19 protein-coding genes and 2 tRNA genes are annotated in these 22,020 nt (G+C 33.7%); all 21 read left to right on the forward strand.

Annotation, left to right across the window (positions count from 1 at the left end):
• Window positions 1-131 precede the first annotated feature (131 nt).
• The 21 genes from MUA37_RS00095 (at window position 132) to MUA37_RS00195 (ending at window position 21,986) form a co-directional block, all read left to right on the forward strand.
• Window positions 132-1,415, forward strand: a complete 1,284-nt coding sequence (locus MUA37_RS00095; protein WP_262624707.1) for an adenylosuccinate synthase — start codon at window positions 132-134, stop codon at window positions 1,413-1,415.
• A gap of 508 nt (window positions 1,416-1,923) precedes the next feature.
• A tRNA-Glu gene (locus MUA37_RS00100) sits at window positions 1,924-1,998 on the forward strand.
• Between the two features lie 7 nt (window positions 1,999-2,005).
• Window positions 2,006-2,078, forward strand: a tRNA-Asp gene (locus MUA37_RS00105).
• An 84-nt stretch (window positions 2,079-2,162) separates the two neighbouring features.
• Window positions 2,163-2,615, forward strand: a complete 453-nt coding sequence (locus MUA37_RS00110; RefSeq protein ID WP_103388677.1) for a MarR family winged helix-turn-helix transcriptional regulator — start codon at window positions 2,163-2,165, stop codon at window positions 2,613-2,615.
• A 314-nt stretch (window positions 2,616-2,929) separates the two neighbouring features.
• A complete protein-coding gene (locus MUA37_RS00115; protein WP_002510629.1) occupies window positions 2,930-4,336 on the forward strand; it encodes a DHA2 family efflux MFS transporter permease subunit in 1,407 nt (468 codons plus the stop codon).
• A gap of 349 nt (window positions 4,337-4,685) precedes the next feature.
• Window positions 4,686-5,387, forward strand: a complete 702-nt coding sequence (gene yycF / locus MUA37_RS00120) for a response regulator YycF (RefSeq protein ID WP_002510630.1) — start codon at window positions 4,686-4,688, stop codon at window positions 5,385-5,387.
• A gap of 11 nt (window positions 5,388-5,398) precedes the next feature.
• Window positions 5,399-7,231, forward strand: coding sequence for a cell wall metabolism sensor histidine kinase WalK (walK, locus tag MUA37_RS00125; protein ID WP_262624708.1), 1,833 nt, complete (start codon window positions 5,399-5,401; stop codon window positions 7,229-7,231).
• Window positions 7,221-8,555, forward strand: a complete 1,335-nt coding sequence (locus MUA37_RS00130; RefSeq protein ID WP_107373651.1) for a YycH family regulatory protein — start codon at window positions 7,221-7,223, stop codon at window positions 8,553-8,555. Before walK ends, MUA37_RS00130 begins: the two co-directional genes overlap by 11 nt.
• A complete protein-coding gene (locus MUA37_RS00135) occupies window positions 8,555-9,346 on the forward strand; it encodes a two-component system regulatory protein YycI (RefSeq protein WP_262624709.1) in 792 nt (263 codons plus the stop codon). The genes MUA37_RS00130 and MUA37_RS00135 overlap by 1 nt, the downstream gene beginning before the upstream one ends.
• 925 nt (window positions 9,347-10,271) lie before the next feature.
• Window positions 10,272-11,054 (forward strand): MBL fold metallo-hydrolase, encoded by a 783-nt coding sequence (locus tag MUA37_RS00140; protein ID WP_262624916.1) that lies wholly within the window; start codon window positions 10,272-10,274, stop codon window positions 11,052-11,054.
• Window positions 11,055-11,533: 479 nt separating this feature from the next.
• Complete coding sequence (gene rlmH, locus MUA37_RS00145) at window positions 11,534-12,013, forward strand: 23S rRNA (pseudouridine(1915)-N(3))-methyltransferase RlmH (protein WP_204172632.1); 480 nt, start codon at window positions 11,534-11,536, stop codon at window positions 12,011-12,013.
• A 374-nt stretch (window positions 12,014-12,387) separates the two neighbouring features.
• On the forward strand, window positions 12,388-13,863 hold the full coding sequence (locus tag MUA37_RS00150; RefSeq protein ID WP_262561523.1) for a DUF6038 family protein: 1,476 nt from the start codon (window positions 12,388-12,390) through the stop codon (window positions 13,861-13,863).
• 227 nt (window positions 13,864-14,090) lie between these two features.
• Window positions 14,091-15,191, forward strand: a complete 1,101-nt coding sequence (locus MUA37_RS00155; protein ID WP_262561524.1) for a DNA polymerase — start codon at window positions 14,091-14,093, stop codon at window positions 15,189-15,191.
• Window positions 15,184-15,552, forward strand: coding sequence for a hypothetical protein (locus tag MUA37_RS00160; protein WP_002494603.1), 369 nt, complete (start codon window positions 15,184-15,186; stop codon window positions 15,550-15,552). Before MUA37_RS00155 ends, MUA37_RS00160 begins: the two co-directional genes overlap by 8 nt.
• Complete coding sequence (locus tag MUA37_RS00165) at window positions 15,552-17,195, forward strand: DUF5906 domain-containing protein (protein ID WP_262561525.1); 1,644 nt, start codon at window positions 15,552-15,554, stop codon at window positions 17,193-17,195. The genes MUA37_RS00160 and MUA37_RS00165 overlap by 1 nt, the downstream gene beginning before the upstream one ends.
• Before the next feature lie 225 nt (window positions 17,196-17,420).
• Window positions 17,421-19,097, forward strand: a complete 1,677-nt coding sequence (gene ccrC / locus MUA37_RS00170) for a cassette chromosome recombinase CcrC (RefSeq protein WP_262561527.1) — start codon at window positions 17,421-17,423, stop codon at window positions 19,095-19,097.
• A 105-nt stretch (window positions 19,098-19,202) separates the two neighbouring features.
• Window positions 19,203-19,541 carry an SAUGI family uracil-DNA glycosylase inhibitor gene (locus MUA37_RS00175; protein WP_262561529.1) on the forward strand — a complete coding sequence of 113 codons (339 nt, stop codon included), beginning with the start codon at window positions 19,203-19,205 and terminating at the stop codon, window positions 19,539-19,541.
• Window positions 19,542-19,636: 95 nt separating this feature from the next.
• Window positions 19,637-19,948, forward strand: coding sequence for a DUF960 domain-containing protein (locus MUA37_RS00180; protein ID WP_262561531.1), 312 nt, complete (start codon window positions 19,637-19,639; stop codon window positions 19,946-19,948).
• Window positions 19,949-19,963: 15 nt separating this feature from the next.
• Window positions 19,964-20,470, forward strand: a complete 507-nt coding sequence (locus MUA37_RS00185; protein ID WP_262561532.1) for a DUF1643 domain-containing protein — start codon at window positions 19,964-19,966, stop codon at window positions 20,468-20,470.
• Between the two features lie 27 nt (window positions 20,471-20,497).
• Complete coding sequence (locus MUA37_RS00190; RefSeq protein ID WP_262561533.1) at window positions 20,498-20,944, forward strand: JAB domain-containing protein; 447 nt, start codon at window positions 20,498-20,500, stop codon at window positions 20,942-20,944.
• A 169-nt stretch (window positions 20,945-21,113) separates the two neighbouring features.
• Window positions 21,114-21,986, forward strand: a complete 873-nt coding sequence (locus tag MUA37_RS00195; protein WP_262561534.1) for a WYL domain-containing transcriptional regulator — start codon at window positions 21,114-21,116, stop codon at window positions 21,984-21,986.
• The last annotated feature ends 34 nt before the right edge of the window (window positions 21,987-22,020 follow it).

Genomic DNA, 22,020 nt, shown 5'->3' on the forward strand with positions numbered 1-22,020 from the left:
TTATCAGAAAATAAAAATACAGGGATAGCATTGTGTTTTCGTCAAATCAATGTTCGATTTTTGTTTGCAATATAGCTCATCTCTTGGTAGAATACGTAATGGTTAATTGAGAAAAACTTGGAGGTGCTCATATGTCATCAATCGTAGTAGTTGGGATACAATGGGGAGACGAAGGTAAAGGTAAAATTACAGATTTCTTAGCAGAAGAAGCAGACGTTATTGCACGTTTTTCAGGTGGTAATAACGCAGGTCATACAATTAAATTCGATGGAGAGACTTATAAATTACACTTAGTACCATCTGGTATTTTTTATAAAGACAAACTCGCTGTTATTGGTAACGGTGTAGTTGTAGATCCAATCGCATTATTGAAAGAATTAGATGGACTAAATGAAAGAGGTATCTCTACAGATAATTTACGTATTTCAAACCGTGCGCAAGTTATTTTACCTTATCATTTAAAACAAGATGAATATGAAGAAGAGCGCCGTGGAGACAATAAAATAGGCACAACGAAAAAAGGTATCGGTCCTGCATATGTGGATAAAGCTCAACGTATTGGTATTCGTGTTGCCGATTTATTAGACAAAGCAACGTTTGAAACAAGATTAAAAGAAAACCTTGAACATAAAGCAGCGTATTTCAAAGGCATGTTCGATAAAGAATGTCCTACATTTGAAGAAATTTTCGATGCTTATTATGAAGCTGGACAACGCTTAGCACCATTCGTTACAGATACAGCTAAAGTATTGGATGATGCATTTGTTGCAGAAGAAAAAGTATTATTCGAAGGTGCACAAGGTGTAATGTTAGACATTGACCATGGTACATATCCATTTGTTACATCAAGTAATCCAGTTGCTGGAAACGTAACTGTAGGTGGCGGTGTAGGTCCAACATTCGTTTCTAAAGTTATTGGTGTATGTAAAGCTTATACATCACGTGTAGGTGACGGCCCATTCCCAACGGAACTCTTTGATGAAGATGGTCATCATATCCGTGAAGTTGGTCGTGAATACGGTACAACAACAGGACGTCCACGTCGTGTCGGTTGGTTTGACTCTGTAGTATTACGTCATTCTCGTCGTGCAAGTGGTATTACTGATCTGTCTATTAACTCAATCGACGTCTTAACAGGTTTAGACACAGTGAAAATTTGTACAGCATATGAGCTAGATGGTAAAGAAATTACTGAGTACCCAGCAAACTTAAGTGACTTACAAAGATGCCAACCTATCTTTGAAGAATTACCAGGTTGGACAGAAGATGTCACAAAATGTCGTACATTAGATGAATTACCAGATAACGCACGTAGATACTTAGAGCGTATTTCTGAATTATGTAATGTTAACATTTCAATCTTCTCAGTAGGTCCAGATCGTAATCAAACAAACTTAATTGCACCTTTATGGTAATAATATAGTTAGTCCTTATCGACAACAGTTTTCTGTCTGTCGATAAGGACTTTTTTGTGCTATAAATGAGGGTGATTGTGCGGGTTGTCTATCCGAGAGGCTTACAGCTAACATATTACAGTGGGCTTTATATAGTAACGGTAAAAAAGAAGCTAGGATGCGCACTTAGTGTTAGCACAATAATGTTGCTATGTGTAGCAGGTAATAACTATTAAGTGATGGCGTGCAGACGTTAGTCGTTGCTTGTTCGCAAGCATAGTAGTGAATAGAACGTTCATGCAGATTATAAGATAATGCGTTCTCTATGTTGCGTATCGCTCGACAGAGAAAATCATTATATTGAAGGTTATTTGTTAAGCGAGTTAACGGTTTTTTTAGCTACTAACAACGGTTAATCAAACGAATTCACACTTTATACAATTAATAAGGAAAATTATACTAAAAAAATTTAAAAAATAGCTTGTCTTCATTACGAAGAGTTGCTATAATTATTTTTGTGCTTAAGAGAGGCTCCTTGGTCAAGCGGTTAAGACACCGCCCTTTCACGGCGGTAACACGGGTTCGAGTCCCGTAGGAGTCACCATTTTTTAGGTCTCGTAGTGTAGCGGTTAACACGCCTGCCTGTCACGCAGGAGATCGCGGGTTCGATTCCCGTCGAGACCGTATTGCCCATCCAATAGGATGGGCATTTTTTTGTGCGTTTAACTAGAAAATAGCTTATGATGAGGAGTAAGAGGAGGCAAAGTTATGAGTGGTAACCAACAACTACATGAGTTAGATTTTATTGATTTACTCAGCGAACGTCATGCGCAATTGAGACAGCTAACTGAAACAGCAGCTAATGTGGATCAGGAAAGCAAAATATCATCTTCAGAGTGGTATATCATCTCTATTATTGGTGCCGAAACATATACCTTGTCTGAATTAACAGCACTCGTGAAATTGACGCGCCAAGCGATACACAAAACGGTTAAACAACTAGAACAAAAAGAGCTTGTAGTACTAAAAGCAGTCACAGGTAATAAAAAAGAAAAATGTGTAAACCTTACAACATTAGGTCGTGATTTATGGCAACGCAATCAGGCTTATCAACAAGAATTAGAACAACATATTAAAACAAAGATAGGCGTAGCTCAATTTGAGCAATTAAAAGCATTACTTCAAACAGATTGGGATTTACCTACTATAGCTAAAAAATGACTGAGTTAAACTTTTAATTGAGTCTTAGATATATTAATCGTCGGTGTATTGTCTTATGCTGACTGACCATTATTAGAGCGAGTACAGGAAAGCGACAATATTAAATGCTTTCACACGCGCTCTTATTTTTTATATTATTGTCAACCTAGTTGACAATTTTATATATATTTTGGTAAAGTAACAAAGTTAGTATTATGGAGGTGTGCTAGACGGCATGATGTCTCAGGCTATGAGTCGGAGTGTTTTAGTTCGACTACATAGTTTAGACGAAGTAATACGGAAATAACATAAAGAAAAAGGGAGATTATGTCACAATGGCAACACAAGTAGAAGTACAAAGACCAAAGCTATTTGCATTTGTCTTAATGATTGGTGGATTTATGGGCTTATTTAGTGAAACAGCTCTAAATATGGCTTTAACAGATATTATGGCAGACTTTCAAATCGAAGCAGCATTGGCACAATGGTTAACGACAGGTTATTTACTAACGATGGCTTGTATGGTACCCATTTCAGCATATTTAACGAAATGGTTTAGTACTAGAACACTCGTTTTTGCAGGCTTAATATTATCGTTAGTAGGAGTTATTAGTGGTGCTTTAGCACCTAATTTTGGAGTGCTATTAGCCGGACGTGTGATTCAAGCATTAGGTACGGGGCTATTATTACCTATTATGATTACAGTATTAATGTTAATTTTTCCGCTAGAAAAGCGAGGCGCTGTAATGGGAATAATGGGACTCGTAATTACAGCTGGCCCCGCCGTAGGTCCAACTTTAGCAGGTATTATTATTTCAGCTTCAAGCTGGCATTTTATCTTTTGGATTAGTGCACTGTTATACATCGTAGTGCTATGTATTGCACTGACTACAGTAGAAAATGTGGCAGAGTTAACTCGACCACGTATTGATATTATCTCAATCTTACTATCGACACTTAGCTTTGCGTGCTTAATATTTGCCTTAAGTTCAATGGGCACAGCATCATTAACACAATGGATTGTCTGGGTGCCATTAGTTGTTGGTATTATTAGTTTGATCGTATTCACACTACGTCAGTTTAGCTTAAATGAGCCAATGCTCAATTTACGCGTGTTTAAATACCCAATGTTTACGTTGGGAGCGTTACTAGTATTTTTAGTTATCTTATGTATTTTGTCTACAGGTATTTTATTACCATTATATTTAAAAGGAGCATTATTATTTAGTTCAGTTATAGCAGGACTTATATTGCTACCGGGTAATGCTGTGAATTTATTATTGTCACCTGTAGTTGGTTCATTATTTGATCGTTATGGTGCACGCTATTTCTGTATCTTTGGATTTGCGACTATGTTTATCGCTACATTAATCTTTACGTTAACGATTTCGACAACGACACCAGTGTGGATCATTATTTGTGCCTTTATGCTACTCTTTGTCGGTATTTCAATGGTAATGATGCCAGCACAAACAAATGCCTTAAATCAGCTACCACAAGCATTGTATGCAGATGGTTCAGCAACGATTACTACATTAATTCAAGTCGGGGGCTCAGCAGGAACAGCTATCGCGATTGCTATTTATACGAATCATATGCAACAAGTTACTGCAGCAAAAGCACAACTAGCCCCAGAAGCAATTGTCTCTAGTGGTATTCAGTTTACCTTTATCTTCATTTGTGCAATAACTGTCATAGGTTTTATTTGTGCACTCTTTATAAAGAAACAGAAACAAGTGTAAGACTTAAGTAATTGCTGTGAAGAACATGAGAAGAACGAACGTAATATTGAAATGGGATTTATTGCTAATATGTTTTATAAGACTGGAACAGAAAATTGTTTCAGTCTTCTTTTTATAGTTCTCGTCACAAGCTCTTTTGTTCGCCTGCAACTTAAGTTAAGATAAAAGTACGTATGTGGGAAAATAGAAAAATTCAGAATTGTAGCGGAACATGGTATAATTATACAATGCACTCAAATTATTTTTTATTTGGATAAATAGAATTCGCTTGCTATAAATGGTAAATTATATAATAGAGTACTGTGTAATTATTGAATAAAATACACAATTTAGAAATGAGGTTTATAATATGGCTAGAAAAGTTGTTGTAGTCGATGATGAAAAACCAATTGCTGATATTTTAGAATTTAACTTAAAAAAAGAAGGATATGAAGTATTCTGCGCGTACGATGGTAACGATGCAGTGGACTTAATATATGACGAAGAGCCAGATATTGTCTTGCTAGATATTATGTTACCTGGGCGTGACGGTATGGAAGTATGTCGTGAAGTACGTAAGAAATATGAAATGCCAATCATTATGTTAACAGCTAAAGATTCAGAAATTGATAAAGTCTTAGGTTTAGAATTAGGTGCAGATGATTACGTGACGAAGCCGTTTAGTACACGTGAGTTAATTGCACGTGTGAAAGCGAACTTACGTCGTCATTATTCACAACCAGCACAAGAAGTTAACGAAGAGACTAATGAAATTGTGATTAAAGATATTACAATTTATCCAGATGCTTATTCGATTAAAAAACGTGGTGATGATATCGAATTGACTCACCGTGAATTTGAATTGTTCCATTATTTATCTAAACATATGGGGCAAGTTATGACACGTGAACATTTATTACAAACAGTTTGGGGCTATGACTATTTTGGTGATGTACGTACGGTAGACGTAACAATTCGTCGTTTACGTGAAAAAATCGAGGATGATCCTTCACATCCAGAATATATCGTGACTCGTCGAGGCGTTGGATATTTTCTCCAACAACATGATTAGAGGCCACGTAGATGAAATGGCTTAAACATTTTCAATCTCTACACACGAAGCTTGTTATTGTCTATGTATTACTAATTGTCATCGGGATGCAAATTATCGGTTTGTATTTTACCAATAGTCTTGAGAAAGAACTGACTCAAAGTTTTAAAAATAATATTACGCAGTATGCGAAACAAATCGAAATAAATATCGAAAAAGTATACGATAGTGACGGTTCTGTAAACGCACAAAAAGAAGTGCAAGACTTGTTGAATGAGTATGCGAACCGTCAAGAAATCGAAGAAATTCGTTTTATTGATCGCGATCAAATTATTATGGCTACGTCTAAGCAGTCTACGCGTAGTCTAATTAACCAACGAGCGAATGATAATTCCATCCAAAAAGCTTTGTCGATTGGTGAAGCGAACAGTCATACTATGTTAAAAGATTATGGTAATGGTAAACAACGTATGTGGGTTTACAATTTGCCAGTCAAAACGTCTGACGGGACAGTAATTGGCGATATCTACATAGAGGCTGATATTAATGATGTATATAATCAGTTAAGCAGCATTAATCAAATCTTTATTGTTGGTACGGGCATTTCGTTGTTAATTACAGTAATACTCGGGTTCTTTATTGCACGTACTATCACGAAACCAATTACAGATATGCGTAACCAAACGATTGAAATGTCGAAAGGTAATTATACGCAACGTGTGAAAATTTATGGTAACGACGAAATTGGAGAGCTCGCATTAGCATTTAATAACTTGTCGAAACGTGTACAAGAAGCACAAGCTAATACGGAAAGTGAGAAGCGGCGCTTAGATTCCGTCATCACGCATATGAGTGATGGTATTATCGCCACAGATCGTCGTGGTCGTATTCGTATTGTCAATGATATGGCATTGAAGATGATGGGGACTACAAAAGAAGATATTATCGGCTATTTCATGTTAAACATTTTGAAATTGGAAGATGAATTTTCACTAGATGAAATTCAAGAAAATAATGAAAGTTTCTTATTAGATATTAATGAAGTAGAAGATATTATTGCCCGCGTGAATTTCAGTACTATTGTCCAAGAAACAGGCTTTGTTACAGGGTATATTGCCGTAATGCATGATGTTACAGAACAACAACAAGTTGAACGTGAACGTCGCGAATTCGTGGCCAACGTGTCACACGAATTACGGACACCATTAACGTCTATGAATAGTTATATTGAAGCCTTAGAAGAAGGTGCGTGGAAAGATGGACAATTGGCACCGCAATTCCTTTCTGTTACACGCGAAGAAACAGAACGTATGATACGTTTAGTTAATGATTTATTACAGTTATCGAAAATGGATAATGAATCAGAACAAATTACAAAAGAAATTGTAGATTTTAATTCCTTTATTAATAAAATTATTAATAGACATGAGATGTCAGCGAAAGAAACACAATTTGTACGTGAAATTCCAAACAACACTATCTTTACAGAACTTGATCCAGACAAAATGACACAAGTGTTTGATAATGTCATTACCAACGCTATAAAATATTCTCGTGGTAATAAACGCGTCGAGTTTCACGTGAAACAAAACGCATTATATAATCGTATGACGATTCGTATTAAAGACAATGGTATTGGTATTCCAATCAATAATGTGGATAAAATATTTGATCGTTTCTATCGAGTAGATAAAGCACGAACGCGTAAGATGGGTGGTACAGGTTTAGGACTCGCAATTTCCAAAGAGATTGTTGAAGCTCATAATGGACGCATTTGGGCGAACAGTGTCGAAGGACAAGGTACGTCAATCTTTATTACACTTCCTTGTGAAGTCATTGAAGATGGTGATTGGGATGCAGAATAAAGAACTAATTAAAACGATTATCCTTGTTATCTTAGTGCTTATGAGTGGCGTCCTCACTTATATGACTTGGAATTTCTCGCCAGACTTAGCTAATGTCGATAATCAGACAGATAAAGACAAGCAAACACATGCTATCGGTAAACCACTTAATCAAGGTATGGAGCAAGTTGTGACGCCGTATCAAATCATCCATTCAAAAGGTGAAGATACGGAAGGCGTCACAGCGACTAAAGATAACGTTAAAACAATGTTGGACCCATTAATGGATCAACGTGTCACACGAGCTGAACGTATGCACAGTCAACATAATTTGATTATTCCAGATTTAAGTGATGATTTTGTGGTACTTGATTTTACGTATGATATGCCTTTAGCAACATATTTAGGACAATCACTAAATATCAGTGCGAAAATACCGAATAACTTTAAATTTAATCGCTTATTAATTGACCAAAGTCACAATGGCAAAGTGCAATTATATGCGGTGAGTAAAGATAGACATGATGTCGTTCGCATGACGACAACAGCAAAAACAAGTAAATTGAAACAAGCTTTAAGTAGCTTAAACAAAAAAATGCAACCTTACACTGAAATTATTACGAGTAAGGACACTATCGATAAAGCGACACATATTTATGCACCAGATGATCCTAAAGGATTAAAATCATATCGCACGATTTATAATCGTATTAGTGTTGATGCGATGAATGCAATTCTCTTTAATGATTCGCTAGTTGTGCGTAGTGCGAAAAGTGGAACTACGACTTACAATAATAATACTGGCGTTGCAAATTACAATGATGAAACCGAACGTTATCGTTATACTAATTTGTCAGAGGATGAAGATCGCTCGAACAATATGAAAGATACGATTCCAAGTACATTTGACTATATTAATAGCCACGGTGGTTTCACAGATGATTTCCGTCTATTTAGTACAAATAACGATAGTGGCGAATTAACGTATCAACTATTTTTAAATGGACGACCAACCTTTAATGAAAACGACTTAAATCAAATTAAAGTGTCATGGAGTGAGAAAGGCATATTTAGTTATGCTCGTTCCTTATTAAAAACAAATGTTACGATTGATAGTGGTGACAGTGAAACTGATTTACCGGGTGCTGAAGAAGTGAGATCGTCTTTAGCAAATAACAGAACTATTGATTTTGAGAAAGTTACAGACTTAGCAATTGGTTATACGATGAATGATAAACCGGATAATAAAGATATTGAAATTCAACGTAATAGTGAATTTACGCCACAATGGTATGTTGAATATGACGGCAAATGGCATCCGTATAAAGATGGGAGGCTAGAATAATGAACTGGAAACGTGCAAAAACATTATTTATCATCGTCTTTATTCTAGTCAATATCTCCCTGATTGTGATTTATATCGACAAAGTAAATAAATCACATATCAATGAAAGCAAGGACGAAAATAAAGTAGATTTCAAACAAGAAGAAATCACTATTCCGCAACATCTTCAATCCGTCGATGGCGTAAAAATGCAGTTACTGACTGCACGCTCGAAAGATTTTTCGTCTTATGCGAAGGACAAAGATGATGTATCTGCGGAGTCATCTGGACGTGTAGCTAAAGGAGATATGAAAGACGCCATCAGTATTAAAAATGATGCCTTTACCGATTTAAAAAAATTCATTGTCGATGATGTGTATAAAGGTACACAATATCAAATGAGAGATGTCAGCGATGATAAAGTAACCTTCGAACAAACATATCAATCATTTCCGATTATGAATAATAATAAAGCACAATTGACGTTCAATATTAATGACGATGAAGAGGCCACAGATTATAGACAAACGGCTATGCAGACAATAGAACCGTCTAAAGGTGAAAATAACAGCAAAAAACAAGTCATCAGTGCACGATCAGCAATTGAAGCACTGTATTACAATCGTTATTTAAAACAAGATGACGAAGTGACGAAATTACGCCTTGGTTATTACACCGTAGTTAAAGAACCTAATGTGCAAGTATTAGAAGGTAATTGGGAAATCAAAGTTAAACATGCCGGCGAGGACAAAGTAAAAACATACTACGTTGAAGCCGTCTCAAAAAGTCCTAAAATAATCGAGGAAAGTTAAATAATGAGCGCTTACCCAGACGGTAGGCGCTCATTTTGTATATAAAATACACAACTGCAAATTGAAAATATAAAATTTGTAAGTAAGGAAGTGGATATCTTGATAGTATTATAGAGGAGTAAGTGCCATCAAGCGCTAAATAATTATTAATAAGAAACTAGTTGTGTTATTTTAAAGCATTACACATCATGAGTGAAAGAGGGACCTAACAATCGTATATGTAACGCGGGAGTGTGTTGAATATTATTTAAAGCACTTAACATAGCCATTGTGATAATGAAAGCGAATATGACTATGATTTATATAAAACTATCAAAGATATTATTGCAACTGTAATTACATAGAGCAACTTTAAGTTGCTCCTAAAGTGATTGTAGCACTATTTTAAAATATAGTTAGTGGTTTAGCGCACAAGGTAAAATATCAACAGTGAATAACAAAAAATAGTAATATAGTTTGGGCGCTGTTAACAAGAAAATGCTAGAGGCACAGTAACGGTTGTCTGCGTGCACTATTTCCCGGGCTATAATGTTAATAGGATATAGTGGATATGCAACAACTTTGGATTGAGTGAATTATTTTAGAAACTTTGTTTTCCCACAAGTCCTACGACCATGATTTTGACAGAATTTCAAAATCAGAGTAATTGATGACGCATAACACTACTTGTTATAGTATAATGTAATAGTGAAATTCAAGAACGGGACGATGAATCAACTCACAGCACGTAGAACGTACATATGAATGTCATACGAGTTACTGTAAACGGTCAGTGAAGTATAGCAGTAACAACGATATGACTGATGAGCAACGTGATAAATTTAAATTTTTGAAGCAACTGTGAAGACGATAGACATGTTTAGAGATGTCTAATGTAGATGCAGCAGTGTGTTCTTAGTAGAAAGGGTGAAACCGCTTGATACGAATGAGTGTCTTAGCGAGTGGTAGTACAGGAAATGCGACGTATGTCGAAAGCGATAAAGGTAGTATCCTAGTAGACGTAGGTCTTACAGGTAAAAAGATGGAAGAACTATTTAGTCAGATTGATAAAAATATAGCTGATTTAAATGGTATTTTAGTCACACATGAACATATTGATCACATTAAAGGATTAGGCGTTTTAGCACGCAAGTACAAGTTGCCTATTTATGCCAATGAAAAAACGTGGTCAGCGATTGAGAAAAAAGACAACAAAATTCCGATGGATCAGAAATTTATTTTTAATCCATATGAAACGAAATCTTTAGCAGGTTTTGATATTGAGTCATTTAACGTATCTCACGATGCAATTGATCCACAGTTTTATATTTTCCATAACAACTATAAGAAATTTACGATGTTGACCGATACAGGTTATGTATCAGACCGCATGAAAGGTATGATTCAAGGTAGCGATGCCTTTATGTTTGAAAGTAATCATGATGTGGATATGTTACGTATGTGTCGCTATCCATGGAAAACAAAACAACGTATTCTCGGAGATACAGGGCATGTCTCAAATGAAGATGCCGGATTAGCTATGTCAGATGTGATTACAGGCAGTACAAAACGTATTTACTTATCACATTTATCTCAAGATAATAATATGAAAGATTTAGCACGTATGAGTGTGTCACAAGTATTGAATGAGCGTGATATTGATACTGAGCGAGAAGTATTATTATGTGATACAGATAAAGCCCAAGCCACACCAATTTATACATTATAATAAGTCATAAGTAACTAGAACACCTTTACGATATCGTAAAGGTGTTTTTTGCGTTAAAGCATATGCTGTAAATTTAATATTGGACGAATAGTAAGAGTAAAATATTACTTTAGTATGAGCAAGTTGTGTTGGTCTTAATCAAAGAATAAGCAGAAATAATCCACAGTGGATAACTATAAAGCTGATGTAAAGGGATATAAAGAAAGTGTAAATAACTGTGAATAACTATGTAAGACAGAAGGGTAGTTATCCACTGTTTTGTCCATAGTTATCCAGAGATGTGCACAATTCACATGTGGATACCCACATTATACACAGAGTTATCCACAAATTAACAAGTTATACAGTCATTTTTGTTTATAAATCGTAAATTTTGTACAAAAATCGTATACATTCTTGTTATAATAAGAGGGTATCATGTGCACAAGTGTATAACTTGTGGATAAGTATAATAACTTATAAACACATCGGAGGAAATTATGAAAATTACAATACTCGCAGTTGGTAAATTAAAAGAAAAATATTGGAAACAAGCATTAGCAGAATACGAAAAACGATTAGGTGGCTACACTAAAATTGAACTGATCGAAGTAGCAGATGAAAAAGCACCGGAAAACCTGAGCGACAAAGAAGTAGAACAAGTCAAAGCGAAAGAAGGACAACGTCTACTTGCTAAAGTTAAACCACAATCCACAGTCATCACCCTTGAAATCAAAGGCAAAATGTTAACATCCGAGGGCCTAGCACAAGAACTCCAAGGTAGAATGACCCAAGGCCAAAGCGACTTTACCTTTATCATAGGCGGTTCACACGGTCTCCACCAAGACGTCTTAAGTAGAAGCAACTACGCCTTGTCATTCAGTTCCATGACCTTCCCACACCAAATGATGCGCGTCATGCTCATCGAACAAATCTACAGAGCATTTAAGATTATGAAAGGCGAAGCGTATCACAAATAAAACTAAAAAATAAGTTGTATGTAACTCACTTTGAAATTGATTGAATATATAGTATCTTTAATAAAATGCAGCTATTGTGGCGTAGAATTTGCGAATCAAAAAACGATAGAATTATAAAATTACATCATTACTATAAACCTAGATTTTCCAAAAATATACAACGTATTATACTAGGAACCGAAAAAAATAATGTTGGCATTAATAATTGAAACTATATCATCGTGAATCACTAAATTTGTATTATTATAAAGTATAAAGTCAATATTAATAATGATTAGGTTTTGACCCTTAAAGTTTGAAAATGATTTGAAGGATGAAAAACTAATGTCGCAGATTGGTAATTTATTAAATTTTAAAAGAGGAGGCTAGTATTTATGTCATCAGATGATATTGTAAAAACACTATACTCAAAAGAAGATATACGTACAGAACTAGGATTCACTTCATATAAATTTAATAAAAATATGAATATGATTATAAAATTATTTAAAATTGATATGGGAAAATTTCATGACTATAAAGGTCAAGATAGGAACAATCAATATACATTTAACGGCGTTGCAAAAGAGTTAATAAAAGTACTATTAAAAAGTGTTGATTATTACCCAGTAGATATCACATCCAAAGGGTTTAAACAAAATGGAAAAATTAAAAAAGAAAAGATTGATAATATTGATACTTCTAGTTACATGAAGTATATTCATCAATTAATGAAATCAATTAATGAAATTCAATACAAGAGACTAGTTTCACACATACATATGAAAGATGTGTATCAAAATACTAAAGCATGGCTAAGTGTAGGTGAATCCATTAATAAAAAAGAACAAGAGCTATACCAATATATGTCAACGTTACCATTACATAAAAGAATTGAACTACAAAATGAGGTATTAAAATCTATAGATGAAACGATTTTTCAATTTATGGCAAAAGAACAAAGAATGAACCAAATTGAGGAAAAAAATGAATTTGAAACTTATACAAAAGCGATAAAAGAAGATAGGAATCCAAAAAATGATTATGAATTGAATCATCTTTTATATAAGAAGAGTCAATTGCCTGTAGCTAGCTTAATTAAAGATGAATGGGACTATGATGAAACAGAACATATTAAACTTGATTGGTTGATTGCAGATATGTTGAAACGTTCACAAAGAGCTGATGGTAAATTTAAGGAAAATCTAGATAAGAAAAACAAATTTAGAAAAAATATCCATAAAGAATCCATTAAGAATATATCCAAGCTTATTGATCATGAATTGATAAAGACCAACTGTAAATGGGATATATTATCTTTTTATAAAAGGTATCAGTTTTGGAGTAATGTCAAACTGAATCGAGATATCCCAAAATATAATGTTTTATATTACAAAAATAATACTTTAACTATTGAAAATCAAAGCAACATTATTAAGAAAATCAAAACGATCGAGGCGAATTTAGAAGATGCTAATAAACAGCCGAACTATTTAAACTACTTTTTACAAGCCAAATTTGATTTAGAGAACCTAGAAAGTGAATTGATGAAATACAGCATAAACCCAACCTATATAAATAAGATTAATGATGATTTTATAAGGTATGCTATCGAAGATGTACATAATGCAATTATTAAAATTGACAGATATATAAGCACTGATGCAGTGCAGTTGAATTATTCAAATGCCCAAATGGTCGTAAGAAATGAAATAATGGAGCAAGGCAGTTATTTCGTAACACAAACTTTGAATGTATTGTCAAAGGTAGAAGGATCTGATTTTCACTTTGGTAATTTTATAGTAGACCCTCTAGTGGAAAATTTTAGAAGAGCGATTAGACAACCCAAATTTTTATCGAAAACAAAATAGATTCAGTTATATGTGAATTAAGAGAAATGGAAGCAATAAAATTATTTTTTAACCCAACAACCGTTGTTATAACAGTGGTTGTTGGGTTTTTTATTTTTGCTTTTTTTTCAGATACTCAGATATTTTTTTAACTAGATTTGCTAAATTAAACATTGTCGAGGCCAAGACAAATAAAAATTTCAGTTGATGTGAGCGCGCCACTTTCAACCATAAAGGAGAAGATTCAAATGGAGACAAGACATAAAATAATGTTGCAGGCTCTAAGCAATAAAGCACAACAATGGTTAATGGACAAATCATCTAACCAAACTGATGTTCAACAATTGCAGCAACAATTCAGCCAGCAGTTAGATCAAAAATATAATGCACTTTTAGCTGACGAACAAGCTAAGTTAGACCAATATGTGGAAGTACATCAAGGATTGGAAGCATTAAAGGAAGAAATTGAATCAGAATCCATTAAATTTAATATCGAAAAATTACCAGATATCAAAGCAACAATGCTTGAAAGAGCCAAGAATGATGAACATTCTGATAAAATCGAAAAGCTATTTGATAGGTTAGAACAGGCATTAAATGGTACGAATCGATTATATACGCAATTATCGTTGATTGGTACACGAACACATCGAATCACAACTAAAAATTTTAATATTCAAGGTTTACCTAAAGTCGTTCAACATACGATTTTACCTTCACAATTTAAAAAGGTATATACAATCGATTTCAAGTCATTTGAACCATCGGTCGTAGCACATATTACACAAGATCCAAAATTGATAAATTACTTGAATCAAAAAGAAGGCTTGTATGACGCATTACTAAGCAAATTAGATTTACCAGATGAGTTAAGAGTATTTGTTAAACTTGCATTTATTGGTTCGTTTCTATTTGGCGGCAACTTCAAAAAACCTAAATTCAAGCTGAATCAATATGTAAGTGAAGTGCAATGGTTGGATGCAGTCAGCCAATTCACAAAAGTGTGGAATCTGAAGAAACAAGTCGAAGAGAATAAATCCATGACTATGCCTTATGGTATTGAGCATGATATGAGCGCATTTCAAGGTAGCAGTATCATGGCAATCTACGTACAAACTGTAGCGAGTTATGTTTTCAAGCACATTTTGTTGGAAGTGTACAAAGCACAGTGCGAACAAAAAACGTTCAAGATTATAGTACCGATACACGATGCGATTATGATTGAATGTGAAGATGAAGAAATTGCACAAAATGTGGGTCAGTTAATGAAAGATACGGCTAACCAGTTGTTCAATGGTGAATTTGCACATGTGACAGTGGAAGAAATAGGAGGCGTAGACCATGAATAATGATAGAGGACAAAGCCTACACATTCCAAGTATTACACCACTTAAAGAAAATAATATATATGTAGCTACGTTACATTCTGTGAGCCAAACAGATTTCTCAGGTGAAGTAAAACACCAATTCACGTATGAAATTGAAGTGAACAATCAGATTGTATACGCGAATCGTAATATTTCAACACATGCGACAGCTAAGCAGGTGTCAATTAATGATTGGCTAAAGAATCATAGCAACTATAGCGTGGGTCACAAAATATATGAACCTTACATTGACCGAAAGCATTTAATCTTTATTGGTCAATATAACGGTAATTATTATGTACACGATGTAGCACCATTAAATGAAACTGGAGGCATATTATAATGAACAGTATATTCGAAATGTTAACTAAAATAATAAGTGTGGCTAAGGAGGCAATCGACCGTAAAGGTCTGATTGCTATCCTAACTATTCCTGTTAATAATGACGATGAAATAGAAGAAACGGCTCAAGGTGAAACCGTGTATAACGAACTTATCGATCAGTTACGACTTAATATCCCAAAAGATACGGATTATCGACATAACATCTATAGTTATTTTGGTATTAAGAAGAATCCTAATGACACCGTACTCATGGAAATGATGATAAAGGTTTTTCATATCAAACGCTTTAATTCAGAACTGTTTATTTTCAAAGCTAACGAGTGGCAAAAGATAAATGGAGATGAATTACAAGACTTGATATCTAAAATGATACAAGTATTGCTTGTAGATTATAAGCCTTCACTAAGCACTCTAAAAAATGTCGTAGATGGATTGCAAAAATCAACAGATGTAGAAGAACTTGTTGAGAATGAGCACTATATTGGTTGTGGTGAAAATATGTTCGATCTTAATACGTTTCAAGTCGTTAAAAATTCAATCGATATCTTTCCAAAAACACGATTGAATTTATCATTAAGTACAAATGATGTAATTACTGATAAGATACCGCCATATTTTAATCAATATATGCTACAACTTGCGAATTATGACGATGATTTACAATACTTTCTTTTCCAACATACAGCAGTGTTACTTACAGCTGATACTAAATACCGTAGGGGTCTCATATTATACGGTGGAGCTAAGAATGGTAAATCTGTATATATTGAACTAGTTAAATCATTTTTCTATAGTAAAGATATTGTGTCTAAGGCACTTAATGAGCTTGAAGGTCGCTTTGACAAAGAAAGTTTAATTGACAAAAGTCTAATGGCAAGTCATGAAATTGGACAATCTAGGATTCAAGAAAAGATTGTAAATGACTTCAAAAAGTTATTATCTGTAGAATCAATGCATGTTGATCGTAAAGGAAAAACTCAAGTGGAGGTCACTTTGGATTTGAAACTTGTTTTTGGTACAAATGCGGTACTTAATTTTCCTGCTGAACATGCGAAAGCTTTGGAGCGTCGAATTAATGTTATTCCATGTGAATATTATGTTGAAAAAGCGGATACTTCATTAATTGATAAGCTCCAGAGTGAGAAGAAAGAAATCTTTCTTTACTTGATGTATGTGTATCAACAGATTGTAAAAGCAGATATCGAGTACCTTGAAAATAGTCGTGTCACTGAAATTACTCACGATTGGTTAAATTTTGGATATGAATTTGTTTCTAGCAGGTCCGCAAGTATTGCAAATCAGAAAGCGTGTATTAATTTACTCAGAAAACTTATAGAAATCAAACCAGGATCACGAATCAAAGTATCCGAGTTAAATAAAGTTATTAATGAAGAAATAAAGGTGAGTTCTCAGGTTATTAAACAGTTAATTCAAGCAAACTTTGATACTCAAACCAAACTATACAATGGCTACGATTATTGGATTGATTTAGGTTGGAAAGAAGCCGATAAAAAAGAGATTCATGATATTTCTGAAAAAGATAATATTATTTCATTAGATAAAAATGAAAATATAACAGACGATGAGGCATTAGATGAAGAGAATTTAGACTTTGAATGGGAGGACTTTGACGATGAATAATGAACAAATTGAAGCATTTGTAGAAGTGCTTGTGCCTATCATAGAAGAACGTATCAATAAAGGTAAGTAATCTAATTACGTACTACAGGCAGTTGCCTGTAGTACTCATATGATTAAGTGGTAAAAGTGATAAAAAATGAAACGAAATTATAAATATATATTATCCATATGATGTTACAAGACCGATGGTCTGTAGCAATAATCTAATAAAAGGAGCGGTATGATATGAAGGGTAAAATTGCACTTTATTCACGCGTTAGTACGTCAGAGCAGTCGGAGCATGGGTACTCAATCCATGAACAAGAACAAGTACTTATCAAAGAGGTTGTGAAAAACTATCCAGGTTATGACTATGAAACTTATATCGATTCTGGTATATCAGGTAAAAATATTGAAGGTCGACCAGCAATGAAACGTCTATTACAAGATGTTAAGGATAATAAAATCGAAATGGTGTTAAGTTGGAAATTGAATCGTATCTCACGCTCAATGAGAGACGTGTTTAATATTATTCATGAATTCAAAGAGCATGGCGTAGGTTATAAATCGATTTCTGAGAATATTGATACATCCAATGCATCTGGTGAAGTTTTAGTTACAATGTTTGGGTTAATAGGATCTATAGAACGCCAGACTTTGATTTCGAATGTGAAATTTTCTATGAATTCTAAAGCACGCAGTGGAGAGGCTATCACAGGCAGGTTGCTGGGATATAAGTTATCACTTAACCCACTTACACAAAAAAATGATTTGGTTATCGATGAAAATGAAGCTAATATTGTACGGGAAATCTTTGATTTATATTTGAATCACAATAAAGGACTTAAAGCAATCACGACAATTCTAAATCAAAAAGGATATCGCACTATTAATCAAAAACCATTTTCAGTGTTCGGCGTGAAATATATTTTGAATAATCCAGTCTATAAAGGTTTTGTTAGATTTAATAACCATCAAAACTGGGCAGTTCAGCGAAGAGGTGGTAAAAGTGATGAAAATGATGTGATATTGGTCAAAGGGAAACATGAAGCCATTATAAGTGAAGACGTATTTGATCAAGTTCATGAGAAATTGGCTTCTAAAAGTTTTAAACCAGGCAGACCAATAGGTGGAGATTTTTACCTTCGTGGCCTTATCAAATGCCCAGAATGCGGTAATAATATGGTATGTCGACGTACCTACTACAAAACAAAGAAATCAAAAGAACGGACAATCAAACGTTATTACATTTGTTCATTGTTCAATCGTTCCGGCAGTTCGGCATGTCATAGTAACGCTATTAATGCAGAAGTTGTAGAAAGAGTTATTAACGTTCATCTTAATCGTATTCTTTCTCAACCTAACGTAATTAAAGATATTGCCACTAATGTTATAGCTGAACTTAAGGGAAAGCATAATACTAAAAGTAACATTATGATTGATATTGATAGTTTAGAAAAACAAAAGTCTAAAATCAAAACGCAACAAGAACGCCTTTTGGAATTGTTCTTAGATGACCAAATGGATAGCGAAATGTTAAAAGCAAAACAAAGTCAGATGAATGAACAACTAGAGATGCTAGATAAGCAAATTAAAGAAGCGCAACAAGCTACTGAATCACAAGCTGAAGTACCAAATTTTGATAAACTTAAAAGCCGTTTAACCATGATGATTAGCCGATTTAGTGTCTACTTAAGAGAAGCTACACCAGAAGCAAAAAATCAACTTATGAAGATGTTGATTGACTCTATTGAAATTACTACAGATAAAAAAGTGAAGCTCGTACGGTATAAAATTGACGAAAGTCTTATCCCTCAATCTTTGAAAAAAGATTGGGGGTCTTTTTTTATGCCCAAAATTCACTTTATTATTTATGGTACACAGAAATATTCTATCGACAAAATCACCACTTTTGCCACTTAATCATGAGTGATGAAAGTGATAGAAATGAACTGAATATCAAATATATATTATCAAAATGATGTAACAAATGTATGCATCAATCAAATAGACTAGGAGGTCATAATTATGACACTGGAACAACAACTCAAGCACTATATAACCAACTTATTCAAACTACCAAAGGATGAAAAGTGGGAATGTGAATCTATCGAGGAAATCGCTGATGATATTCTACCTGACCAATACGTAAGACTTGGGCCACTTAGTAAAAAAATGCTTCAGACTAATACCTACTACTCTGACACACTTCACAAAAGCAATATATATCCGTTCATTCTCTATTATCAGAAACAACTCATAGCTATCGGCTATATCGACGAAAACAATGACATGGATTTCTTATATCTACACAACACAGTTATACCACTGTTAGATCAACGATACTTACTAACCGGAGGACAATAATATGTATAAATACATTAAAATCACACAATTAGTCGTCACTATTCTAAGCGAAATCATTATATGGATGAAAGAATCAGAACGAAAGGAGGTCTCTTATGAATAGATATATCACTCGTGGTATTGCCCAAAACTTACCTACCACATTACAACATCAATTATGGCAACTTGTAGCGCAACGTGAAAACGAACAGTCCAAGAAACTAGAAGCAATAGATTACTTTCATGTTTTCCAGTTCAACATGTACAATAATCAATTATTTGTCAAACACCAACAAGAACGCCCTGAGTATGTCAAAACACATAAAGCTAATTATTCAAAAGCTATCAATATAAATAAGGTCTATATTATCCGAGAAGATGATGTAGACCTTTCTTATTACGTCATGTTACTACCTGAAGAATATTAATAGGAGGCATCAATCATGCAGAATATACAATGTATATTAGAAACTGAAGCAATATTTAGTGATGATAATAAACATCGTTATTTACTCAAAAAAACGTGGGACAAAGATAAAAAGATAATTTCAGTTATAACTTGTTATCCAAATTTAGAAGGAACCCAAAAATTAGATTTAACGACTCAATTAATTCTAAATAAAGTATCTGAAATGAAAGACTTCGGATCAATTAATTTTGTGAACCTATATTCAAACATGATAACAACCACAAATATAAAGCATATAGAAAATAGTCATGATAAGCACACTGACATTCAAATCATGAAAGCTGTTAAAGAAGCAGATGAAGTTATATTAGCTTGGGGTGCATACGCTAAAAAATCAGTTGTTGAGTCTAGAGTCAATGAAATATTGGAAATGTTAAAACCACATAAAAAGAAAGTGAAACGACTCATTAATCCAGCCACCAATGAAATCATGCATCCCCTTAATCCGAAAGCAAGACAGAAATGGACTTTGAAAGCGTAACCTATATATGGAGGATGGAGGTAAATTATGAAAGAAATCAATATCGTTTCACTACAAATGATAAAAACAAATACATTAAGTTATCTAAAAGCTCGTATTTCAAACCCTGAGGATGCGGCAGAAATCATGCGTTCATTCATTGGAAACAGTGACCGAGAGCATCTCATTCTTATATGTATGAACAGTAAAAATGAACCTACACATATTCAAACACTATCGATTGGATCTATTAACCAAACAGTGATTCACCCTAGAGAAATATTCAAAACAGCACTGCTCAGTAACGCCAACAGTATTATTTTAGGCCATAATCATCCAAGTGGAGATCTGACACCCTCTCCTGAAGATATCAATGTAACCGAACGGTTAATGCTCATCAGTGAAATGATGGGCATTTTACTTTATGACCATATTATTTTCTCAGATAGTCATACCTATTCCATTAGACAACATGATTTCAAGGTAGAGGTATAGCCGTATTTTGTCACTACCGTTACTTTGTCACTTTCCAACATTTATAAAATCCCTTTATATCAATGTTTTTATCTGAAAAATATTTTTCACAACTTTTAATAAATATACGGAGTATTGACTTATTGTGACAAACCTATTTTGTAATATATAACTTAAAGGAGGTGACATATTGGATCGTGCATTTCGAATATTAACAATATACAATCGGTTACTACAAAATAAATCCGTCAACAAGCAATCACTTACATTAGAACTTGAGACAAGTCCTCGAACGATACAAAGAGATATCGATGATATCAGAAACTTCTTATATGAAAGTAAATCATGGATAAGTGCACCTAAAGAAATTACGTACGATTATAAATCAGAAAGTTATAAGTTCGAACAAAATAAAAGTGAAAATATGTATTTTATGTATGATATTTTGACTGCTTTATACCTGACTACACCAAAATTAAGCCATTACTTTTATCAATATCTTAAATTATTAATCATTAAACACCACTCAGATCATCGAACTACATTATTAAAATATCTTGACCGCTTTGAAATTGATAAAAATCAAACAGGTATTTTGACGTCATCATTAGCTGTTCAAGCAATGAACGAAAATAAATATCTTCAATACAACCAAAAACTATTATTACCTTTATCGATGTACTATCAAATGTATACTTTTTACTTAGTATATCGAATGGATGATGAAATTTATATCGATGATATTAATCAAATGAATCTGAGTTTGTCTGAAAAATCTATGGACCTACAAGAAAAATCAAAGGTACTAACCTATATTACTTTTGAAATTGCTAAAGATGTTTGGTTAAAAATGCATCGATATTATCAAATTCATGTAATAGAAAAATTTGATGCACATTATCTTATCGTCACTTTTAAGATGACAAGACTCGAAGCGATTCAACTCTGTTTTATGTATCGATCCAATATACGTATTATTTCACCCCCTGATTTGAGAGAACAAGTGATGGATGAATTACTTTTATTGCAGTCAACATATTTAAAACAACAGGTTCAAGAATAAACATAATTTACAATATTTTATAAATTATTAAATA

Origin of the sequence: Staphylococcus arlettae (genome assembly GCF_025560845.1) — a bacterium.
Taxonomy (GTDB): Bacteria; Bacillota; Bacilli; order Staphylococcales; family Staphylococcaceae; genus Staphylococcus; species Staphylococcus arlettae.